At 35.1% G+C, this 19,808-nt stretch carries 17 protein-coding genes, 1 other RNA gene and 2 other annotated features; of the genes, 2 read left to right on the forward strand and 16 right to left on the reverse strand.

The window, feature by feature from the left end; all coding sequences use genetic code 11:
- Positions 1-28 precede the first annotated feature (28 nt).
- The 11 genes from HNQ35_RS03850 to cymR form a co-directional block, all read right to left on the reverse strand.
- Entirely contained in the window at positions 29-319 is a 291-nt protein-coding gene (locus tag HNQ35_RS03850; protein ID WP_146936826.1) for a DUF1292 domain-containing protein, read from the reverse strand.
- Between the two features lie 10 nt (positions 320-329).
- The gene (ruvX, locus tag HNQ35_RS03855) at positions 330-746 is read right to left on the reverse strand and encodes a Holliday junction resolvase RuvX (RefSeq protein ID WP_146936824.1); all 417 of its coding nucleotides are present in this window, start codon (positions 744-746) and stop codon (positions 330-332) included.
- Positions 743-1,012 (reverse strand): IreB family regulatory phosphoprotein, encoded by a 270-nt coding sequence (locus tag HNQ35_RS03860; protein WP_146936822.1) that lies wholly within the window; start codon positions 1,010-1,012, stop codon positions 743-745. Before HNQ35_RS03860 ends, ruvX begins: the two co-directional genes overlap by 4 nt.
- A 78-nt stretch (positions 1,013-1,090) precedes the next feature.
- Positions 1,091-3,733: an alanine--tRNA ligase gene (gene alaS / locus HNQ35_RS03865; protein WP_146936820.1), complete on the reverse strand. Its 2,643-nt coding sequence runs from the start codon at positions 3,731-3,733 to the stop codon at positions 1,091-1,093.
- A 65-nt stretch (positions 3,734-3,798) separates the two neighbouring features.
- Positions 3,799-4,003 (reverse strand) — a binding site (T-box leader).
- A 55-nt stretch (positions 4,004-4,058) separates the two neighbouring features.
- A complete protein-coding gene (locus HNQ35_RS03870; protein ID WP_146936818.1) occupies positions 4,059-5,114 on the reverse strand; it encodes an AI-2E family transporter in 1,056 nt (351 codons plus the stop codon).
- Positions 5,115-5,148: 34 nt separating this feature from the next.
- Positions 5,149-5,340, reverse strand: a complete 192-nt coding sequence (locus tag HNQ35_RS03875; protein ID WP_146936816.1) for a YrzR-like zinc ribbon domain — start codon at positions 5,338-5,340, stop codon at positions 5,149-5,151.
- A 69-nt stretch (positions 5,341-5,409) separates the two neighbouring features.
- Positions 5,410-7,722, reverse strand: a complete 2,313-nt coding sequence (recD2, locus tag HNQ35_RS03880) for an SF1B family DNA helicase RecD2 (RefSeq protein WP_146936814.1) — start codon at positions 7,720-7,722, stop codon at positions 5,410-5,412.
- A gap of 31 nt (positions 7,723-7,753) precedes the next feature.
- The gene (locus HNQ35_RS03885) at positions 7,754-8,410 is read right to left on the reverse strand and encodes a tetratricopeptide repeat protein (RefSeq protein WP_146936812.1); all 657 of its coding nucleotides are present in this window, start codon (positions 8,408-8,410) and stop codon (positions 7,754-7,756) included.
- A gap of 13 nt (positions 8,411-8,423) precedes the next feature.
- Positions 8,424-9,530, reverse strand: coding sequence for a tRNA 2-thiouridine(34) synthase MnmA (gene mnmA / locus HNQ35_RS03890; protein WP_146936810.1), 1,107 nt, complete (start codon positions 9,528-9,530; stop codon positions 8,424-8,426).
- A gap of 13 nt (positions 9,531-9,543) precedes the next feature.
- On the reverse strand, positions 9,544-10,686 hold the full coding sequence (locus tag HNQ35_RS03895; RefSeq protein WP_146936808.1) for a cysteine desulfurase family protein: 1,143 nt from the start codon (positions 10,684-10,686) through the stop codon (positions 9,544-9,546).
- A 28-nt stretch (positions 10,687-10,714) separates the two neighbouring features.
- Positions 10,715-11,137 carry a cysteine metabolism transcriptional regulator CymR gene (gene cymR, locus HNQ35_RS03900; protein ID WP_146936806.1) on the reverse strand — a complete coding sequence of 141 codons (423 nt, stop codon included), beginning with the start codon at positions 11,135-11,137 and terminating at the stop codon, positions 10,715-10,717.
- A 154-nt stretch (positions 11,138-11,291) separates the two neighbouring features.
- Between cymR and HNQ35_RS03905 the strand changes: the two genes are divergently transcribed.
- Both HNQ35_RS03905 and HNQ35_RS03910 read left to right on the forward strand, forming a co-directional pair.
- Positions 11,292-12,575: a replication-associated recombination protein A gene (locus HNQ35_RS03905; protein ID WP_146936803.1), complete on the forward strand. Its 1,284-nt coding sequence runs from the start codon at positions 11,292-11,294 to the stop codon at positions 12,573-12,575.
- A gap of 109 nt (positions 12,576-12,684) precedes the next feature.
- The gene (locus HNQ35_RS03910; protein WP_146936801.1) at positions 12,685-13,338 is read left to right on the forward strand and encodes an RsfA family transcriptional regulator; all 654 of its coding nucleotides are present in this window, start codon (positions 12,685-12,687) and stop codon (positions 13,336-13,338) included.
- 37 nt (positions 13,339-13,375) lie between these two features.
- Here HNQ35_RS03910 and ssrS read toward each other — a convergent pair.
- The 5 genes from ssrS to HNQ35_RS03935 all read right to left on the reverse strand — a co-directional run bounded on the left by ssrS (position 13,376) and on the right by HNQ35_RS03935 (position 19,749).
- Positions 13,376-13,557, reverse strand: a non-coding RNA gene (ssrS, locus tag HNQ35_RS03915) — 6S RNA.
- Between the two features lie 114 nt (positions 13,558-13,671).
- Positions 13,672-15,438, reverse strand: coding sequence for an aspartate--tRNA ligase (gene aspS / locus HNQ35_RS03920; protein WP_146936799.1), 1,767 nt, complete (start codon positions 15,436-15,438; stop codon positions 13,672-13,674).
- 12 nt (positions 15,439-15,450) lie between these two features.
- Positions 15,451-16,719, reverse strand: coding sequence for a histidine--tRNA ligase (gene hisS, locus HNQ35_RS03925; RefSeq protein ID WP_146936797.1), 1,269 nt, complete (start codon positions 16,717-16,719; stop codon positions 15,451-15,453).
- Between the two features lie 54 nt (positions 16,720-16,773).
- Positions 16,774-16,992 (reverse strand) — a binding site (T-box leader).
- An 87-nt stretch (positions 16,993-17,079) separates the two neighbouring features.
- The gene (dtd, locus tag HNQ35_RS03930) at positions 17,080-17,526 is read right to left on the reverse strand and encodes a D-aminoacyl-tRNA deacylase (RefSeq protein ID WP_146936795.1); all 447 of its coding nucleotides are present in this window, start codon (positions 17,524-17,526) and stop codon (positions 17,080-17,082) included.
- A gap of 24 nt (positions 17,527-17,550) precedes the next feature.
- Complete coding sequence (locus HNQ35_RS03935) at positions 17,551-19,749, reverse strand: RelA/SpoT family protein (RefSeq protein ID WP_146936793.1); 2,199 nt, start codon at positions 19,747-19,749, stop codon at positions 17,551-17,553.
- Between the last annotated feature and the right edge of the window lie 59 nt (positions 19,750-19,808).

Below are 19,808 nucleotides of genomic sequence, written 5' to 3' on the forward strand. Positions count from 1 at the left end.
CTAGGATGCCAGCTGTTTATAATGAACTTTATTTATTCAATTCTTCCTCATCTGCTAATGTGTGAAGCATTTCTTCCACCATTTCCCATTCGTCATCCGATTCAATCGGAAATAGGGCGAGATCGTTCTCATCTTGTTTCTTTTCTTCATATCGAAAAGCATATACTTCAACTTCATCAGCATCTTTTTGTTCTACTGGAATAACGGCAATATATGATTGTTCTGTTTGATCAACATCAAATGTAAATAAAACCTCAAATAAATGTTCTTCACCATTCTCATCTGGAATGATAATCCGTTCTTTTTCTTCAAGTGCCATGTTACCACCTCTAATTATTTTGATCAAGATAACTTTGTAAAATCAATGTTGCTGCCATTTTATCAATGACCTTTTTTCGCTTCTTACGGCTCATGTCTGCTTCTAATAATACACGCTCAGCAGCCATCGTTGTCAAGCGTTCATCCCACAATTCAGTCGGGATATGATGAGTTTTTTCAACATGGTCACTGAAGCGAATGCAAGCTTCTCCACGCTCACCAATTGTACCATTCATATTTTTAGGAAAACCAATAATAGCCTTCCCCACTCCATGTTCTTTTATGATTTTTGCTAAGTCTTCATCAGCAGAATGGATGTCATTATCATCCCAATGAAGGGTTGTCAGGCCTTGTGCTGTCCATCCTAAAGCATCGCTAATTGCTACACCGATTGTCTTTGATCCAACATCTAGTCCGATGAGTCTCATTCTTCGCCCTTTTTCTCTTCAATATAAAATTTAACTAACTCCTCAATCACTTCATCGCGCTCTACTTTGCGTATTAAGTTACGTGCATCATTGTAGCGTGGAATATAAGCGGGATCTCCAGATAATAAATAGCCAACAATTTGATTCGTTGGATTATATCCTTTTTCTTCTAATGCTTGATGGACAGTTAATAATACATCTTTAATTTCTCTATCAAACGGCTCTTCTTTAAAGTTAAATTTCATTGTTTTGTCGTTTGAATTCATTCTGACACCCCATTCCATTTTACTCTTAAGTTATATTTTAGCATGTTTATCAAATTAAATATACCGTTACACAATCAATTATTCTTCAATATTGTTTTTAATATATTCTTTAGCAAATGCTAATGCTTCTGGAATTTTATTTGGATTTTTTCCGCCTGCTTGCGCCATATCTGGACGACCACCACCACCACCTTCACAAATTTGGGCTGCTTGTTTAATTAGTTTTCCAGCATGTATGCCTTTATTAATTAAATCCTTTGAAACACCTGCAGCTAATTGTACTTTCCCGTTACTTTCTGTTGCCAATAAAATAACACCCGTCGTTAATTTTTGCTTTAATTCATCAATCATGCGTCGTAATTGGTTCATATCTTTTACTTGAACATGTGCTGTTAATACATTCACACCTTCAACATTTTCTACCTGTTCTAACATAGACGACACTTCAGAATATGCAAGCTTTGCATGAAGTGATTCATTCTCTTTTTCCAACTGTTTCATCTCTTGAAACAATTGCTCCAAACGTGATGGTATTTGATCGACTTGTGTTTTTAATAGGCTTGCTGTTTTATTTAATAATTGAATTTGATCATCCATATATTCAAATGCTTTTTGACCTGTAACTGCTTCAATCCTTCTCGTTCCTGCCCCAATACCTGATTCTGCGATAATTTTAAATAAACCTATTTGAGATGTGTTTTCGACATGGCAACCACCACATAATTCGATACTATAATCATTAATTTGAACAACGCGTACAATATCACCGTATTTTTCTCCAAATAAAGCCATAGCTCCAATTTCTTTTGCTTTAGCAATTGGCATAGATTCGATCTTTAGTGTGATTGCATCCCAAATTTTTTGATTTACAATGCGCTCGATATGTAATAGTTCTTCTTCTGTCACAGCTCCAAAATGAGTAAAATCAAAGCGCAAGCGTTCTGGTTCAACTAATGAACCAGCTTGGTTTACATGTGTGCCAAGAACATCTTTTAAAGCTTGATGTAATAAATGTGTAGCCGTATGGTTTTTTATGATTGCTTGACGCATCTTTTTATTAACAACTGCTTGGACTTTGTCTCCAACCTGAATGGTTCCTTCAGTAATCGTTATCTGGTGCAAGTGCTGACCATTTGGTAGTTTATTAACTGATTTAACAACACCTTTACCATTTGGTGTCTCAATAAAACCTTTATCAGCAATTTGTCCACCACTTTCTGCATAAAATGGTGTTTCTTTAAGAATAATTGAAACAGTTTGTCCAGATTGCGCTTTTTCATACATATCATGATCTAAAATAATCGTAGAAACTTCTGTCTCCACAGTCAATTGATGATAGCCCACAAATGAGCTTTCAACTTTTAAATTCGCTAACATCTCATCTTGAACATGCATTGAATCAATTTTTTGACGAGCTTTTCTTCCACGTTCACGCTGCTGTTCCATTTCTCTATGAAATCCTTCTTCATCAATGATAAAGTCATGTTCAGCTACATATTCCTCAGTTAATTCTTTAGGGAAACCGTATGTATCATATAAACGGAATACTTCAGCACCTGGGAAAATATTGTTGCCTTTACTTTTCTCACGTTTAATAATACTTTCTAATATTTCAAGACCATCATGTAGTGTCTCGTGAAATCGCTCTTCTTCTGTTTTAATGACATTTTCAATAAACACATGTTGTTTTGATACTTCAGGATAGTGTGATTCCATAATTTCTCCAACAACTTCAACAAGTTTATACATAAATGGTTTTTCTATTCCAATTTGTTTGGCAAATCGAACAGCTCGCCGAATGAGTCGTCTTAATACATAACCACGACCTTCATTTGAAGGTAGTGCTCCATCACCAATCGCAAAAGCAACTGTACGTATATGGTCTGCAATCACTTTAAATGCTGTGTCACCTTCGTTACTATCACCGTAATTAACATGAGCAAATTGCTCTGTCTTCTTTATAATCGGCATAAATAAGTCTGTTTCAAAGTTATTTGGTACATCTTGTAATATGGAAACCATTCTCTCAAGTCCCATACCTGTATCAATATTTTTCTTTGGTAATGGTGTATACGTATCGTCTGGGTTATGATTGAATTGTGAAAACACGAGATTCCAGATTTCTAAATAACGTTCGTTTTCTCCACCTGGATATAGTTCTGGATCATTTGGATCATTGCCATATTCTTCTCCCCTGTCATAGAAAATTTCCGTATTTGGTCCACTTGGTCCTTCACCAATATCCCAAAAATTTTCTTCAAGACGAATAATTCTTTCTTTCGGTAATTTAACATCATATAACCAAATATCATATGCTTCATCATCTTCAGGATGAACCGTCACAGATAATCGGTCTGGATTAAATCCAATCCAATCTGGACTCGTTAGAAATTCCCACGCCCATAAGATGGCTTCTTTCTTAAAATAATCACCTATAGAAAAATTACCAAGCATTTCAAAAAATGTATGATGTCTTGCCGTATAGCCGACATTTTCGATATCATTAGTTCGAATGGATTTTTGCGCATTAACAATTCGAGGATTTTCAGGAATAATTCGTCCATCGAAGTATTTTTTCAATGTCGCTACACCACTGTTTATCCATAATAACGACGGATCATCTTGTGGGATAAGTGAAGCACTCGGTTCAACGCGATGGCCTTTTTCTTTAAAAAAATCTAAAAACATTTGTCTAACCTGTTGTGATGTCAACTGTTTCATAACAATGTCACCTTCCATCTATGAAATTTATTTTTAATAAATAAAAAAAGCTCATCACTGCATATTGCAGGGACGAGTTGAATTCGCGGTACCACCCTAATTATGAATATATAGATATTCATCACTTTAACACATAACGGCGTGCACCGGCGAGGATTAGTCGCACTCTAGTTTAGCTTCCATAGCTTTTGGATAGGATTCCTCTCAGCCTATGAGAATCCCTCTCTATTTCCATAAGTTCTATGTACTCGTAACTATCATCGTATTCTCATTATAAATATAATCAGTCACATTATAAGAAATATGAATTGAATTGTCAATCTTTCTAGCTATTAAACGTATAATTTGTCATCACTTTTATAACTGTTAATAAAGGAACGGCTACAATCATACCTATGATACCACCCAATTGTCCACCAAATAATAATGCAAATATAATCATAACAGGGTGCAATTGTGTTGATTTACCGACAATATATGGTGACAAAAAATTGCCTTCTATTATTTGAATAAAAAGCACGCCTATTAAGGCATAAATTACCATTTTACCTGATATTGTAATAGCTATTAACACAACAGGTATTGAGCCAATAATCGGTCCGAAGTACGGAATAATATTCGTCAGTCCCATAATGACCCCTAGTAATAAAGGATAATTTAAGCCTAATATACGGAACAATAAATAGGAAACCAGCGCAACTATAAACGAAACAAAAAGTTGTCCTCTTATATAAGCACCTAAACTATTATGCATCGCTTGCAATAAATTCTTACAATCAGGTAAAAAACGCTTTGGAATCAATCGTATGAGGCTACGTTTTAATGTTTGATAATCTTTTAGAAAATAAAAAACTAAAACTGGTATTACAGTTAGCCAAAGGACTAAACTAAATATCTTTGTAAAACTCTCAATTAATTTATCTATGAAAGCTTCTAGATTTGATTCAAGACCGGTAATAACATGATCTATTTTAGTATGAACGGTTTCGGGCAACCATGATGTTGAAGCGTAAATTTGATAAATAAACGATTCGTACATTTTAATTAATTCTGGTAAATGTTCATTGAAATCCCTAAGCTGTAATACAAAAGCTGGATAAAAGCGATAGATGAGATACGACCCTCCCCCAAAAAAAGTGAGATAGATTAAGATGATGGCAATGCTTCGTGGACAATTTAAATCGTGCAGTTTCTTAACAACAGGATATAAAAAGTAAGCAATCAAGCCAGCAATTATAAATGGGGAAAAGACTGACCATAGGAATGAGAAAAAAGCACAATAAAACGGGTAAAGCTTTACAAGTAAAAAAACAAATAAAAAGACAAAAATGCCTGTGATGACCCAATATAAAAATTTAAAAGCACGATGTTTTACAAACATAGGTGAGACTCCCAAATTGATTGCATGAGAGTAATCAATGGATAGTTCTCTCTTCATCGGTAAATAAATTGTCAAGAGAAATAAGAGAGCCATCAACTTTAATTTCATGGACATTCAAACGATTGCCTACCACTGTCATTTCAATAAAACAATTCCAACAATAGTATTGGTCACTACCCACTTTACCGACATCGTGACTTGAACAATTTGGACAACGAAGCCACATCATTAGCATCACCTATTTATTTAAATAATCTATGTTGATAGGTTGCCCAAATTGCAACAAAATATACAGTTAATCCATAAAATCATAAGGAGATAATTCTTCTTCGTCATTCTCATCTTCTACAACGTTCTGAAGCTTATTCATTTTTTCTGTTAATGAAGTAAAGCGTTTATTCGTATCAACTGTTTTAACGCCTTGAAGAAAAGCCTGCTTCTCTCCACAAATAATTAATGAACGTTTTGCTCGAGTTAATGCTGTATATATTAAATTTTTCCGAAGCATACGTCGATACCCTTTCACTATAGGCATAATCACTATAGGAAATTCACTTCCTTGTGATTTATGAATTGAAATGCAAAATGCATGCATTAAATTCATATAGTCTTTTCTCTCATATACAACTTCTCGCTCATCAAATGATACAACAAGTTGTTCTTTTTTATCGACATTTTCATTTTCTTTAAAAATAGCAACAACCTCTCCAATATCTCCATTAAAAACCCCTTCTTCAGGTTGATTAACGAGCTGAATGACTTTGTCTCCGACCCGATATGTCATATCGTTCATTTTTACTTCTCGTTTTCGATTTGTTTTTGGATTGACCACCTGTTGAATGTGTCGGTTAATCATCATAATCCCTGCTTCCGTCCGATACATCGGAGCAAGAATTTGAATATCTTTCATATCAATTCCTTTTTGAAGTGCTTTTTCAATAATCGATGAGATAACTTGTATAACTTGACTCTCGTTGCATGGTATGAAGCTAAAATCTCTGTCCTTATTTAAATCTTCTACTTGTAATTGATCCCGCTTAATTAAATGCGCTAGTTGAATGATTTTCGATCCTTCTTTTTGTCGATAGACTTCCGTTAAAGCCACAAACGGTATTGCTTTATGCTCTAATAAATCAGATAAAACTTGTCCTGGACCAACAGAAGGTAACTGATCCTCATCCCCAACGAGAAGGACCTGCATCTGATTCGGAATCGCTTTAAATAACCAGTTTGCAAGCCATATATCTACCATTGAAAATTCATCAACGATTAAAAACTTCCCTGTTAGTGGTTTGGACTCATCTCTTTCAAAACTATCATCTCCATCCCAGCCGAGTAACCGATGAATTGTAGCTGCTGGTAAGCCCGTAGATTCCGTTAACCTTTTTGCTGCTCTTCCTGTAGGTGCTGTTAAAACAAACGGATAATCTGCCTTGTCATCATATGCCGTAATATCAATTGATAAATCATGAATCATCGCATATGCTTTGATAATTCCCTTAATAACCGTCGTTTTCCCTGTACCAGGACCCCCAGTTAATATCATCACTTTTGAATGAAGTGCTTTGTCTATCGCCTCAAATTGTTCTTTCCCATAACTCAATACTTCTTCTTCTTCAATTTCTCCAATAATCTTCAATAATTCTGCTTTAGGCGTTTCATCTTCTATCGGATGATCTAATAACCGTTTTAAATGTGATGCGACACCATCTTCAGCATAATATAATACAGGTAAGTAGACACGTTCTTCTTGAATAATGATATGTTTCTCTGTATTAAGCTCATTAAAACAATGAATAATCTCTTCCTCTGACAATTTATCGTTTCCTGTTAATAAAAGTTTTTGTACCTGATTAACACATAAATCAACTGGTAAATAGACATGTCCATTTTTAGCACTTTGTTGTAATACATAAATACACCCTGCACCAATTCGACTAGGATGATCATATGTAAGCCCATTTTTTTGAGCAATCATATCTGCTGTTTTAAAACCAAAACCTTCAATATCAAACACGAGTTGATACGGATTCGTTGCAATGATTTCTATCGCTTCATCTTTATAATTTTGATAAATTTTTTGTGCTAATTTCATACCGACTTGGTATTTCGCAAGATAAATAGCTACTTGTTCAAACCCTTGGTTTTCTTTTAAACGTTCTACAATATTTTTAGCTGTTTCACTTTTTAATCCTTTAATGTCATTTAAAACATGGGGACTATGGACGATTTTTTCAATCGCCCGCTCCCCTAATTTGTTCACAATACGTGTTGCTGTTCGTTTTCCTACACCATAAAATAAATCACTCGATAAATAACTAATAAGTCCTTCCTTCGTATCGGGAATGAACGTCTTATAAGAATGAACAGCAAACTGTGTACCATATTTGATGTGACTCTCAAGCTCACCATAAAAAAGATAAGGCGTTCCTTCATGTAGATTAGCAAAATATCCTTTAATAACAATCTCACTTTCTTCAAACGATGTGTTCGTTTCATGAATACGAATTTTCACGATTGAGAATTGTTCCGCTTCATTATGAAAAATCGTAAACAAAGGCTCGCCTTTCACATAAAATTGTTGTTCTGATACTTGCTCATCTAACATGGATTATCATAACCTCTCGTTCTTCTAAATATTACGCTAATAATTGTTCGACCTTTTTCTTTCCATTCGCTGCTAAAATATGTTCTGGTTGAATCTCTAATGCAGCATTGAAATGTTCTTGAGCTTGTTTTAAATTATCTTGATACATAGCAATAACACCTAAATTATAGTGTGCATCACTATGTTGTTTTTCTTTTTCTAACACTTTTTTAAAAATAGTTTTTGCTTCAGTAATCATTTGCAACTTTGCAATTGTTAAACCATATTGGAAAAGCATCTCGATATCATTGGGATTTAATTCGGTTGCCCGTAATAAATAAGGAACGGCTAGTTTTTCAAGATTTTGGTGTTTAAATGTCAGACCTAGCATAAAATAGACATCCGCTTCTTCTAAACCGAGCTGAATGGCTTTTTCATAATTCGTTTGCGCTTCATTAAACCGGTTTGCTTCATAATATAAGTTTCCTAAGCCAAAATAAGCCGTAGCTGATTTGTTATCAAGTTCAATCGCTCGCTTTAAAAACAATTCTGCTCGGTCATAATCTTTCAAAATAACTAACAAGTTTCCTAAATTAATATAAGCGATTGGATCGTTAGGATGTTCTTCAATTTGCTCTTGTAATAACTTCAGAGCATCTTCATACTTTTTTTCATTCATATAGTGTATCGCTTTTTCTTGTTTCTCCATACTAAACCCTCATTTATACATATGTTAAAACATGACCATTTTTTAAAACTTGATCAATTGTACCGCCACCTAAACAGACATCATGATCATAAAACACGACCGCTTGACCAGGTGTTATAGCCCGAGCGGGTTTTTCAAATTTTACATAAACACGGTTGTTATCCCGAATCTCTACTGTTACAGGTGTATCTTTTTGACGATAACGAAATTTAGCAGTACATGTAAAATGATCTTTTATTTTATTCGGATTTATCCAATTGACATCTGTAGCTATTAACGCATCTGAATAGAGTGCTTCATGATGAAAACCTTGTTCGACATATAATACATTTTCTTCTAAGTTCTTACCAACGACAAACCACGGCTCACCAGGACCACCAATACCAAGTCCTTGCCTTTGACCAATCGTATAATACATAAGACCGTCATGCTTACCCTTGACTTCACCTGAAAGTGTGCGCATCTCTCCTGGTTGTGCTGGTAAATATTCGCTTAAAAATTGTTTAAAATCTCGCTCTCCAATAAAGCATATTCCCGTACTATCTTTCTTATTTGCCGTTACGAGTTGATGTTTTTTAGCCATTTCACGGACTTCATGCTTTTCTAGGTGACCTAGTGGAAACATGACACGTTTCAACACATCACTAGTTAATTGATTTAAAAAGTATGTTTGATCTTTATTTGCATCAACACCACGTAACATTTCATATGTGCCATCTGTTTCTCTAACTCGTGCATAATGTCCTGTTGCTACATAATCTGCACCTAAAGATAAAGCATGGTCTAAGAAAGCTTTAAATTTTATTTCTTTATTACACATGACATCTGGATTCGGCGTTCTACCAGCTCGATATTCATCAAGAAAGTAAGTAAATACTTTATCCCAATATTCCTTTTCAAAATTAACAGCATAATATGGAATATCTAATTGATTACATACGCGTATAACATCATCATAATCTTCAGTAGCCGTACATACACCAAATTCATCGGTATCATCCCAATTTTTCATAAAAATACCTACAACATCATATCCTTGTTCTTTCAATAAAAGAGCTGTAACAGACGAATCGACACCCCCGCTCATTCCGACGACAACTCGAATATTTTTCTTATCCATTGTTTCACCTTCTTTATTTAGTTAACCGTTTAACAATAGAAGCAATCCGTTGTGCTGCTTCTTTAATATTTTCTTCGTTGTTCTCTCGGCCAAAACTGAACCTAATCGATTGATTTATTCTCGAATCATCTTGTCCGTACATTGCCACTAAAACATGTGATGGGTCTACTGCGCCAGCGGTACAAGCACTCCCACTGGATGCCGCAATACCTTCTAAATCTAGGTTTGTTAAAAAGCTTTCAACATGTATTCCTGGAAAGCTAAGATTTACAATATTGGGAACGGCTTGCCTTAATTCACCATTGATTGAAAATGAAACATCTTCTGCTTTCAATGTGTCTAAAAAAATGGTACGGTAATCTTCATACATATCTCGATTCTTATCTTTAGATTCAAGCATTAATTCAACTGCTTTTTGAAAACCAGTTACGTTAACTATGTTTTCCGTTCCAGGGCGCCGTTTCCTTTCCTGTTCCCCGCCAAAAGCTAATGGTGATATTTGGACGGTTTCTGCTGTATACAAAAAGCCAATTCCCTTAGGTCCGTTAATTTTATGAGCTGAAGTCGTTAACAAGTCGATATGCATGTCTTTAACGTGTATATCTATAAGACCATATGCTTGAACGGCATCCGTGTGAAAGTAAGCCTGATGGTCTTTAAGTAATTCAGCAATTTCCTTAATGGGCTGAATCATACCTGTTTCATTATTTACATACATAACAGAGACAAGTATCGTCTCATCAGTTAATGATTGTTTTACACTTTCAACCGAAACAAGTCCATTTTCGTTTACTGGTAAATATGTTATATTAAAACCATTTTGTTCTAAATATTCAGCAGCATGTAATACGGCATGGTGTTCTTGTTCTGTTGTAATAATATGATTTCCTTTATGTTTATTCGCTAAAGCTGTACCTATTAGAGCAAGGTTATCCGCTTCAGTACCACCACTTGTAAAGTAGATGTCTTTCTCATTCGCATGAATGCTTTCTGCAATAACTCGTCTTGCCTCATCCATAACTTGTCTAGCTTTTCTACCATAGGCATGTATACTTGATGGATTACCGAATACCGTTTGCATAATCAAGTGCATTTGTTTAATCACTTCTGGATGAAGTGGTGTTGTTGCTGCATGATCAAGGTAAATGGGTTTCATCCTAATCTGTCCTTTCTAAAAGCGTATCTTAAATATAAAACATATAAGCTTCTTCTGGTTGGTTATGTCTATCATATTCAAGTAAATCCTCTAAGGATGTTTCTTCTAATACTGTCTTGACTGCATCTCTGATCTTAAGCCAAAGCGCCCGTTTAGCAGGTGATTCGTCTTCAAGAGCTTCTACTAAAACAATGGGACCTTCTAAAACACGAATAATATCTTTAGCACTTATATCTTTTGGGCGTTTTGTTAACTTATACCCACCGTAAGCACCACGTACACTTTTTATTAAACCAGCATTACGAAGTACTGTGGCTAATTGTTCTAAATAATGATCAGATAAATCATTTTCTTTAGCAATCGTTTTAATAGAAACAGGGCCTTCTCCATACTGCTTTGCTAATTCAATCATGATTGTCAAACCGTAACGCCCTTTTGTTGATATCTTCATCTATGAAACCCTCCAATACAATAAAAAAACAAATCTATACGAAATCAATGTAATTTGTATGAATTAATGATACCCTTTATTATATCATGACAACATATATGTTCAATTTCAACCTATTGAAATGAATGAACATATTGATAAAGGACGATGTTTAATGAAACAACAACCATTAGCATATCGAATGCGCCCATCACATATTGATGATATTATTGGACAAAAACATCTTGTTTCAGAAGGTAAAATCATTCGTCGAATGGTTCAAGCAAAGAAATTAGCTTCGATGATTTTATATGGTCCACCTGGTACAGGAAAAACATCGCTTGCCTACGCATTAGCTAAAAGCTTAGATTTACCAGTTAAGATGCTAAATGCGGTAGTCGATAAGAAAAAAGATATGGAAATAATCATAGCTGAGGCGAAAATGACTGGACATATAGTTCTGATTTTAGATGAAGTACATCGACTTGATAAAGCGAAACAAGATTTCTTATTACCACATTTAGAGAGCAATCTCATTACAATGATTGGCTGTACGACAAGTAATCCATATCATGCTATCAATCCAGCGATTCGCAGTCGTTGTCATTTATTTGAACTTCATGCCTTAACAATTGATGAAGTAAAAGAAGCAATATATCGCGCGTTAGATGATGTGGAAAATGGTCTTGGAAACTATGACATCATGATAAACAATGACGCACTCAATCACTTTGCCATCGCTGCAAATGGAGATTTGCGTTCCGCTTTAAATGGACTTGAATTAGCGGTTTTTTCAACACCGGCCAATGAGGACAACCAAATCTTAATTGATTTAACAACTGCTGAAGAATGTATGCAAAAGAAAAGCTTTTCTCATGATAAAGATGGAGACAATCATTATGATGTTTTATCTGCTTTTCAAAAATCAATCCGCGGAAGTGATGTGAACGCAGCACTACATTATTTAGGTCGACTTATCGAAGCACAAGATCTCGATAGTATTGGTCGTCGTATGATAGTAACAGCATACGAAGATATTGGATTAGCGAATCCACAAGCTGGACCACGAACAATAGCAGCTGTTGAAGCTGCAGAGAGACTAGGGTTTCCAGAAGCTAGAATTCCCCTTTCTGTTGCAATTATTGAATTGTGTCTCTCTCCTAAATCAAATTCCGCTTATAAAGCATTAGATTCGGCCTTAAGCGATATTCGTAAAGGAAAGATAGGTGATATACCTAACCATCTAAAAGATTCTCATTACAGCGGAGCGAAACAGCTTGGACGTGGGATTGACTATAAATATCCGCACCATTCTGATTCAGGATGGGTATATCAAGAATATTTACCAGATATAATTAAAGACCGCCAATATTACAAACCTAAAACAACAGGCAAGTTTGAAAGAGCTTTAAAACAAGTGTATGAAAATATCACTCAGCAAAAACAGAACCATAAATAGAAAGGTATAATTCCTTTTCAAAACGGTCAAACTAGTTAAAGCAATCCCCACTAGTTTTCTTAGTAATTTTTTTTTAAGATTACCGTCGTAGGAAAAGGAGTTGAATAGAATGGCAAAAGTAAGGCAAGATGCCTGGTCACATGAAGATGACTTATTATTAGCTGAAACAGTATTACGCCATATCCGTGAAGGAAGTACCCAACTTAATGCTTTTGAAGAAGTAGGAGATAAATTAAATCGTACATCTGCGGCATGTGGTTTCCGCTGGAATGCTGAAATTCGTAAAAACTATGTCGATGCTATAGAATTAGCCAAAAGACAACGTAAAGAGCGCAAACGTGCATTAGAAGGAAAAAAGAGACCAACACAGTACCAATTACCAAGTATATCGAAATCGCAACAACCAACTAGTGGACAAACAAACTATCAAGATCATGGAAACATTTCCTTCGATTCTGTTATTTATTTTTTAAAGCAAGTAAAAGAGGAATATGTTGCAACATCTCAAAATAAACTCTCTTATGATTTATTAAAGCAAGAAAATAATAAATTAAAAGCAGAAATCGAACGTTTAACAAAACAATTAAATATGACTGAGAAACAATTAATTACAATACAAGAAGACTATCAAACATTTATTCAAATAATGGATCGTGCTCGAAAAATGACCGTTTTCGATGGTGAAGATACAATTAAACCACCTACTTTCCGGATGGATAAAAACGGTAATCTAGAACAACTTGCTAACAATTCAGGTAATTAAAAAACTCTTCCATTTATCTGGAAGAGTTTTTTAATTTTAAAATCCCAATTGTGCCGTCCAAATGGTTCTTTTGATCCCGCTCTTGGCAGGTGGGTGCTCTGTTTTATACTTTATACGTCCCTTAAAAAAGGGCATGTATGCCATATAAAAACGATTGCGAGCTCCCTATCAATTTAGTGTTCGGTCAAAATGTAATTTGGACGTACACATCAGGATTTTTTTATCTAATTGTAAATTCATCTTAACATACGGCTGTTTCAATTTCAATATGTTTTTTCTTAACGATTTGATGACAATATGTCATCTATCTAACAAATCATTAAAAAAGGTCTATTATTTTTTATCAAGCATACGTATATGAAGTTCACGTAATTGTGATTCACTAACTTCACTCGGTGCATCAGTTAATAAATCCGAAGCTGATGCAGTTTTTGGGAATAAAATTGTATCACGCAAATTGGAACGACCTGCTAATAACATAACGATTCGATCTAATCCAAGTGCCACACCACCATGTGGAGGTGCTCCATATTCAAGTGCATCAAGTAAGAAGCCAAACTGTTCTTCTGCTTGTTCTTGAGTAAATCCTAGTGCATCAAACATCTTATTTTGTAGATCTTTTTGATAAATTCTTAGTGAGCCACCACCGAGTTCATAACCATTCAGTACAAGATCGTATGCTTTAGCACGGACACTACCAGGGTCTGTCTTAAGTTTTTCTAAATCTTCCTCTACTGGCATTGTAAATGGATGGTGCGCAGCAGTGTAACGACCTTCTTCCTCATCATATTCTAATAATGGCCAGTCTGTTACCCATAAGAAGTGAAACGCTTCATCATCAATTAGTCCGAGATCTTTACCTAATTTAATGCGTAATGAGCCAAGACTATGGAATACAATGTCTGAACGATCAGCAACAAATAATAGTAAATCACCATCCGTCACATCAGCATGTGTTATGAGCCTGTGCTTTTCTTCATCACTTAAAAACTTCGCAATGGGACCTTTTAACTCACCTTCATCCATCTTCAACCAGGCGAGTCCTTTTGCACCATACACTTTCACATATTCTGTTAAATGATCGATATCTTTTCGTGAATAAGTATTAGCATGACCTTTAACATTTATTAAACTGACACGTCCACCTGATTCAACAGCACCTTTAAACACTTTGAATTCAGAATTCTTAAATATATCACTCACATGGATAAGTTCCATACCAAATCGAGTGTCAGGTTTATCTGAGCCGTAACGAGTCATTGCTTCATCATATTTCATACGTGGTAATGGTAATTTAATATCGATGTTTTTCACTTTTTTCATCACATACTGCATCATCTTTTCTGTTAAGCTCATAATTTCGTCTTGTGTCATAAATGAAGTTTCAATATCAACTTGCGTAAATTCAGGTTGTCGATCAGCACGTAAATCTTCATCTCTAAAGCAGCGAGCAATTTGATAATATTTCTCAAAACCACTTACCATTAATAATTGTTTAAAAAGTTGTGGTGATTGTGGTAAAGCATAGAATTCTCCAGGGTGAACACGACTCGGAACGAGATAATCTCGCGCACCTTCTGGAGTACTTTTTGTCAATATAGGTGTTTCCATTTCAAGAAACGCGTGCTCATTTAAAAAATGACGAATCTCTTGTGTAATTTGATGACGTAACTTAAATGTTTCTTGTAACTCTGGACGACGAAGATCTAAATAACGGTACTTTAAACGAATATCTTCTGAGACATCAGCTTGATTAGAAATCGTAAAAGGTGGGGTTTTTGAATCGTTTAATATATCAATTGTTGATGCAATCACTTCGATTTCTCCAGTCTTCATATCTGGATTAATCGTATTTTCATCTCGAGCGACAACTTTTCCCGAAACTTCAATGACATATTCACTTCTTACTCTGTCTGCTATTTGCAAGGCTTCTTCTGAAATTTCAGGATTAAATACAATTTGGACAATCCCTGTTCGATCGCGTAGATCGATAAAAATAAGCCCACCTAAATCACGCCTTTTTTGTACCCAACCTTTTAAGTAAACATGTTCATTAAGATGTGATTTTGTTAGTGTTCCTGCGTAAACTCGTTCACTCACAATATTTCCTCCTTATAATTTTTCTTTTAATGTTTGAACTAACTCTGATAATTTAACTTCTTTTTGATTGCCCGTTTCCATATGTTTCACATTAATAACTTGTTTAGATAATTCTTCCTCACCAAGGACGAGAACATATTTAGCATGTAAGCGATTAGCTGCTTTAAATTGTGCCTTTACTTTTCTACCTTGATAATCTCTGTCTATCTGAATACCGTTTTGTCTTAGTTCATGTACGAGTTTAAAAATAACCTTCTGTGGTACATCACCCATCGTTACTAAGTAACAATCTAAAGATTGATCAATCGGCAAATCAATATTTTCTGCTTCTAATGCTAAGAGTAAGCGTTCAATACCCATTCCAAAACCGATACCAGGCGTATCAGGTCCACCTAATTCTTCAATCAAGCCATCATAGCGTCCACCACCAGCAAGTGTTGTAATCGCACCGAATCCTTCTGCTTCACTCATGATTTCGAAAGCTGTATGATTATAATAGTCTAGACCACGTACAAGATTAGGATCAACATCATAATCAATCCCGATTTCTTCTAACAATTCGAGCACTTCTTCAAAGTATTTTCGTGATTGATCATTTAAAAAGTCAAGAATAGATGGTGCATCCTTCATAGCAGGATGGTCTGCATCTTTTTTACAATCGAGAACCCGCAAAGGATTTTGCTCTAATCGGAGTTGACAATCTTTACACAACGAATCTATGTGTGGTGTGAAATGTTTAATCAAAGCTTCTCGATAAGCTTTCCTACTTTCTTTATCTCCTAAAGAATTAATGACTAGCCTTAATGATCTTAATCCTAGAGTTCGATAAATAGTCATAGCTAAATCAATTACTTCAACGTCAATAGCGGGATTTCTTGCCCCTAACACTTCCACACCAAATTGATGAAGTTGTCTCATTCTTCCTTGTTGTGGACGTTCATAGCGAAATAATTCCATAAAATAAAATAATTTATGTGGCTGATTTGGATCACCATAAAGTTTATTTTGAACGTAGGCTCGAGCAACAGACGCTGTACCTTCTGGACGAAGTGTTAAACTACGACCACCACGATCATTAAATGTATACATTTCCTTTTGAACAATGTCTGTCGTATCCCCGACACTCCGCTGAAAGATCTCCGTATGTTCAAACATCGGTGTGCGAATTTCCTCATAATGGTATGCTTCGCAGATTGATTTAATTTTCTCTTCAACGTATTGCCATTTTCTTGTGTCTTCGGGTAATAAATCGACTGTTCCACGTGGTGCACCAATATTCATATTCATCTCTCCTTCACACTTTTTTAAATAAAAAAACTCTCGTCCCCTAAATAAAATAGGGACGAGAGTTTTCCCGCGTTGCCACCCTTGTTGATGCTTAAAGCATCCACTTCACACAGTTAACGCCTGTGAACGGCTAAATCTACCCATATGATTCGACATAGCACTTCAGGAGTGTCTTTTCGTTAGGTTATCATGTAAAATGCTTCCAGCCATCGGCATTTTATCTCTGGACAGATATGGCCTAACTACTTATTCCATCATTAGTTTTGCTTAATTAAAGTATAAAAGTCATATTATGAATAGTTATTATCTTAATATTTGCTTCGTCTTCTGTCAAGTCCCTACTTAAATCTATTTTTACCGTTCAGCACTATCAATGATAATTGTTACAGGTCCTACATTTGTAAAACGAACATCCATCATTGCACCAAATTGACCTGTTTCTACATGGATCCCTTCGTCTTTTAACAATTGATTAAATGAATCATATAAAGATGCAGCTACATCTGGTTTAGCAGCTTTAACAAAACTTGGACGGCGTCCTTTTTTCGTATCAGCATACAATGTAAATTGCGAAATCGATAATACACCACCCTGAACATCTTTTAGTGATAAATTCATTTTTTCATTTTCATCTTCAAATATACGTAAATGAACGATTTTATTTACGAGATATTGAATATCTTCCACCGTATCATCATGTGTTATACCTAATAAAACAACTAAACCATGATTAATTTGGCCTATCGTGGTTCCTTCTACAGTCACCGTCGCATCTTTTGCTCTTTGAATAACTGCTCTCATAAATGATTACCTCGCTTCCGTATATTAATGTAAAACACGTGACACTGTGTATACATCTTTGATTTGTTTGAGTTGTCTAACAATTCGATGCAAATGGCTTTTATTATGGATTAAAATTGTCAATTGAATAGTTGCTATTTTTTGATCGTCTGTTTTACCATTCACATGTGTAATATCTGTATTCATTTCATTAATCACTTGTAAAACTTCATTAAGTAGGCCTTTGCGGTCAAAACCAGTAATTTCTAAATCAACGTGGTATTCTTTTTTGTTTTCAGTCGTCTCCCATTGAACAGGCAACAGACGATGTTGAGCTTCTTCATTCTTTATATTTAAACAGTTAACACGATGAACGGAAACACCGCGCCCTTTAGTAATAAATCCAACTATTTTATCACCAGGAACGGGATTACAGCATTTCGAAAGGCGAATTAATATGTTATCAATACCTTCTACTCTAACGCCTAAATCGCCTTTTTCACGATGTTTTGCTACAACATTATGTTTCTTATCTTCAATCGTTTGCTCTAGATTTTTTTCTTTTTGTTGCGTATCACGTAATTTATCAGTTAATCGTGTCACAATTAGTGCTGCCGTAATACCTTGATAACCAACGGCTGCATACATATCATCTTCATTAGTAAAGCTAAACTTATCAAAAACACGTTGTAAATTATCAGGTGTTAGCACATCTTTTGATGAGAAACCCATCGTACGGATTTCTTTTTCAACCATTTCCTTACCTTTTGTGATATTTTCTTCACGACGCTGCTTTTTAAAAAACTGTCTAATACGGTTTTTCGCTTGAGATGTTTGTGTAATATTCAACCAATCATGAGAAGGGCCATAGGAATGTTTCGATGTCATTACTTCGACAATATCTCCTGTTTTTAACTTATAATCAAGGGGTTCCATTTTTCCGTTAATTTTTGCTCCGACTGTTTGATTACCTATTTCTGTATGAATTCGGTAAGCAAAGTCAATTGGAACTGACCCTGATGGCAATTCAATGACATCCCCCTTTGGCGTAAAAACATAAACCATATCTGAAAATAAATCTACTTTCAATGATTCCATAAATTCTTCTGCATCGCTTGTTTCATTTTGCCATTCTAATATTTCACGAAACCATTTTAATTTCTTTTCAAAAGATGGACTCGTACGGTTAACTTGCTTACCTTCTTTATAAGCCCAATGTGCTGCGATTCCAAACTCAGCAATCTCATGCATTTCCTTTGTTCGAATTTGTACCTCTAAAGGATCACCTTGTGGCCCAATAACCGTCGTGTGTAAAGATTGATACAAATTTGGTTTAGGCATTGCGATATAATCTTTAAATCGCCCGGGCATTGGTCTCCAACAAGTATGAATAATACCTAAGACAGCATAACAGTCTTTAATACTATCAACAATTATTCGAACTGCTAATAAATCATAGATTTCATCAAATTGTTTGTCCTGCTTCGTCATCTTTCGATAGATACTATATATGTGTTTCGGTCGTCCTGAAATATCAGCAGTAATATTAACGTCTTTTAATTGTCGATTTATTTCATCAATTACATCTTCAATATATGATTCTCTTTCGACACGCTTTTGCTTCATAAGATGTGCAATTCGATAATATTGTTGTGGATTTAAATACCTTAAAGCTATATCTTCTAGTTCCCATTTAATCGTTGATATTCCTAATCGATGTGCTAATGGTGCAAAAATTTCAAGTGTTTCATTCGAAATACGCCGTTGCTTATGTGGAGGCATGTATTTTAATGTGCGCATATTATGCAAACGATCTGCTAATTTAATAAGAATGACTCGCATATCTTTCGCCATAGCAACAAACATTTTACGATGATTTTCCGCTTGTAAAGCTTCTTGTGACTTATATTTAATCTTTCCCAATTTCGTCACACCGTCAACAAGCATTGCAACTTCTTCATTGAAAACTTCTTCAAGTTCTTCTTTAGTCACGTCTGTATCCTCTACAACATCATGCAAAAAACCACCTGCAATTGTTGCAGCATCCATTTTTAACTCGACTAATATACCGGCTACTTGAACAGGATGTGTGATATATTTTTCGCCAGATTTTCTAAATTGTCCTTCATGTGCATTGTTAGCGAATTGGTAAGCACGATAAATAAATGCTACATCATCTTCTGATAGATATGCTTTCGTTTGCTTCATAATATCATCAATTGTCATCTGAGCATCTTTTGCCATTGAATAATCACCTTTAATATGTGTGTTGTAGAGAATATACTTTCCTATTAGTATCGAAA

This window comes from Cerasibacillus quisquiliarum, assembly GCF_014202495.1.
Taxonomy (GTDB): domain Bacteria; phylum Bacillota; class Bacilli; order Bacillales; family Amphibacillaceae; genus Cerasibacillus; species Cerasibacillus quisquiliarum.

What these genes read in the sequence shown, in the direction of transcription:
- HNQ35_RS03850 (WP_146936826.1), bottom strand. Translation starts at nt 319, where the DNA reads ATGGCACTTGAAGAAAAAGAACGGATTATCATTCCAGATGAGAATGGT.
- ruvX (WP_146936824.1), bottom strand. Translation starts at nt 746, where the DNA reads ATGAGACTCATCGGACTAGATGTTGGATCAAAGACAATCGGTGTAGCA.
- HNQ35_RS03860 (WP_146936822.1), bottom strand. Translation starts at nt 1,012, where the DNA reads ATGAATTCAAACGACAAAACAATGAAATTTAACTTTAAAGAAGAGCCG.
- alaS (WP_146936820.1), bottom strand. Translation starts at nt 3,733, where the DNA reads ATGAAACAGTTGACATCACAACAGGTTAGACAAATGTTTTTAGATTTT.
- HNQ35_RS03870 (WP_146936818.1), bottom strand. Translation starts at nt 5,114, where the DNA reads ATGTTTGTAAAACATCGTGCTTTTAAATTTTTATATTGGGTCATCACA.
- HNQ35_RS03875 (WP_146936816.1), bottom strand. Translation starts at nt 5,340, where the DNA reads ATGTGGCTTCGTTGTCCAAATTGTTCAAGTCACGATGTCGGTAAAGTG.
- recD2 (WP_146936814.1), bottom strand. Translation starts at nt 7,722, where the DNA reads ATGTTAGATGAGCAAGTATCAGAACAACAATTTTATGTGAAAGGCGAG.
- HNQ35_RS03885 (WP_146936812.1), bottom strand. Translation starts at nt 8,410, where the DNA reads ATGGAGAAACAAGAAAAAGCGATACACTATATGAATGAAAAAAAGTAT.
- mnmA (WP_146936810.1), bottom strand. Translation starts at nt 9,530, where the DNA reads ATGGATAAGAAAAATATTCGAGTTGTCGTCGGAATGAGCGGGGGTGTC.
- HNQ35_RS03895 (WP_146936808.1), bottom strand. Translation starts at nt 10,686, where the DNA reads ATGAAACCCATTTACCTTGATCATGCAGCAACAACACCACTTCATCCA.
- cymR (WP_146936806.1), bottom strand. Translation starts at nt 11,137, where the DNA reads ATGAAGATATCAACAAAAGGGCGTTACGGTTTGACAATCATGATTGAA.
- HNQ35_RS03905 (WP_146936803.1), top strand. Translation starts at nt 11,292, where the DNA reads ATGAAACAACAACCATTAGCATATCGAATGCGCCCATCACATATTGAT.
- HNQ35_RS03910 (WP_146936801.1), top strand. Translation starts at nt 12,685, where the DNA reads ATGGCAAAAGTAAGGCAAGATGCCTGGTCACATGAAGATGACTTATTA.
- hisS (WP_146936797.1), bottom strand. Translation starts at nt 16,719, where the DNA reads ATGAATATTGGTGCACCACGTGGAACAGTCGATTTATTACCCGAAGAC.
- dtd (WP_146936795.1), bottom strand. Translation starts at nt 17,526, where the DNA reads ATGAGAGCAGTTATTCAAAGAGCAAAAGATGCGACGGTGACTGTAGAA.
- HNQ35_RS03935 (WP_146936793.1), bottom strand. Translation starts at nt 19,749, where the DNA reads ATGGCAAAAGATGCTCAGATGACAATTGATGATATTATGAAGCAAACG.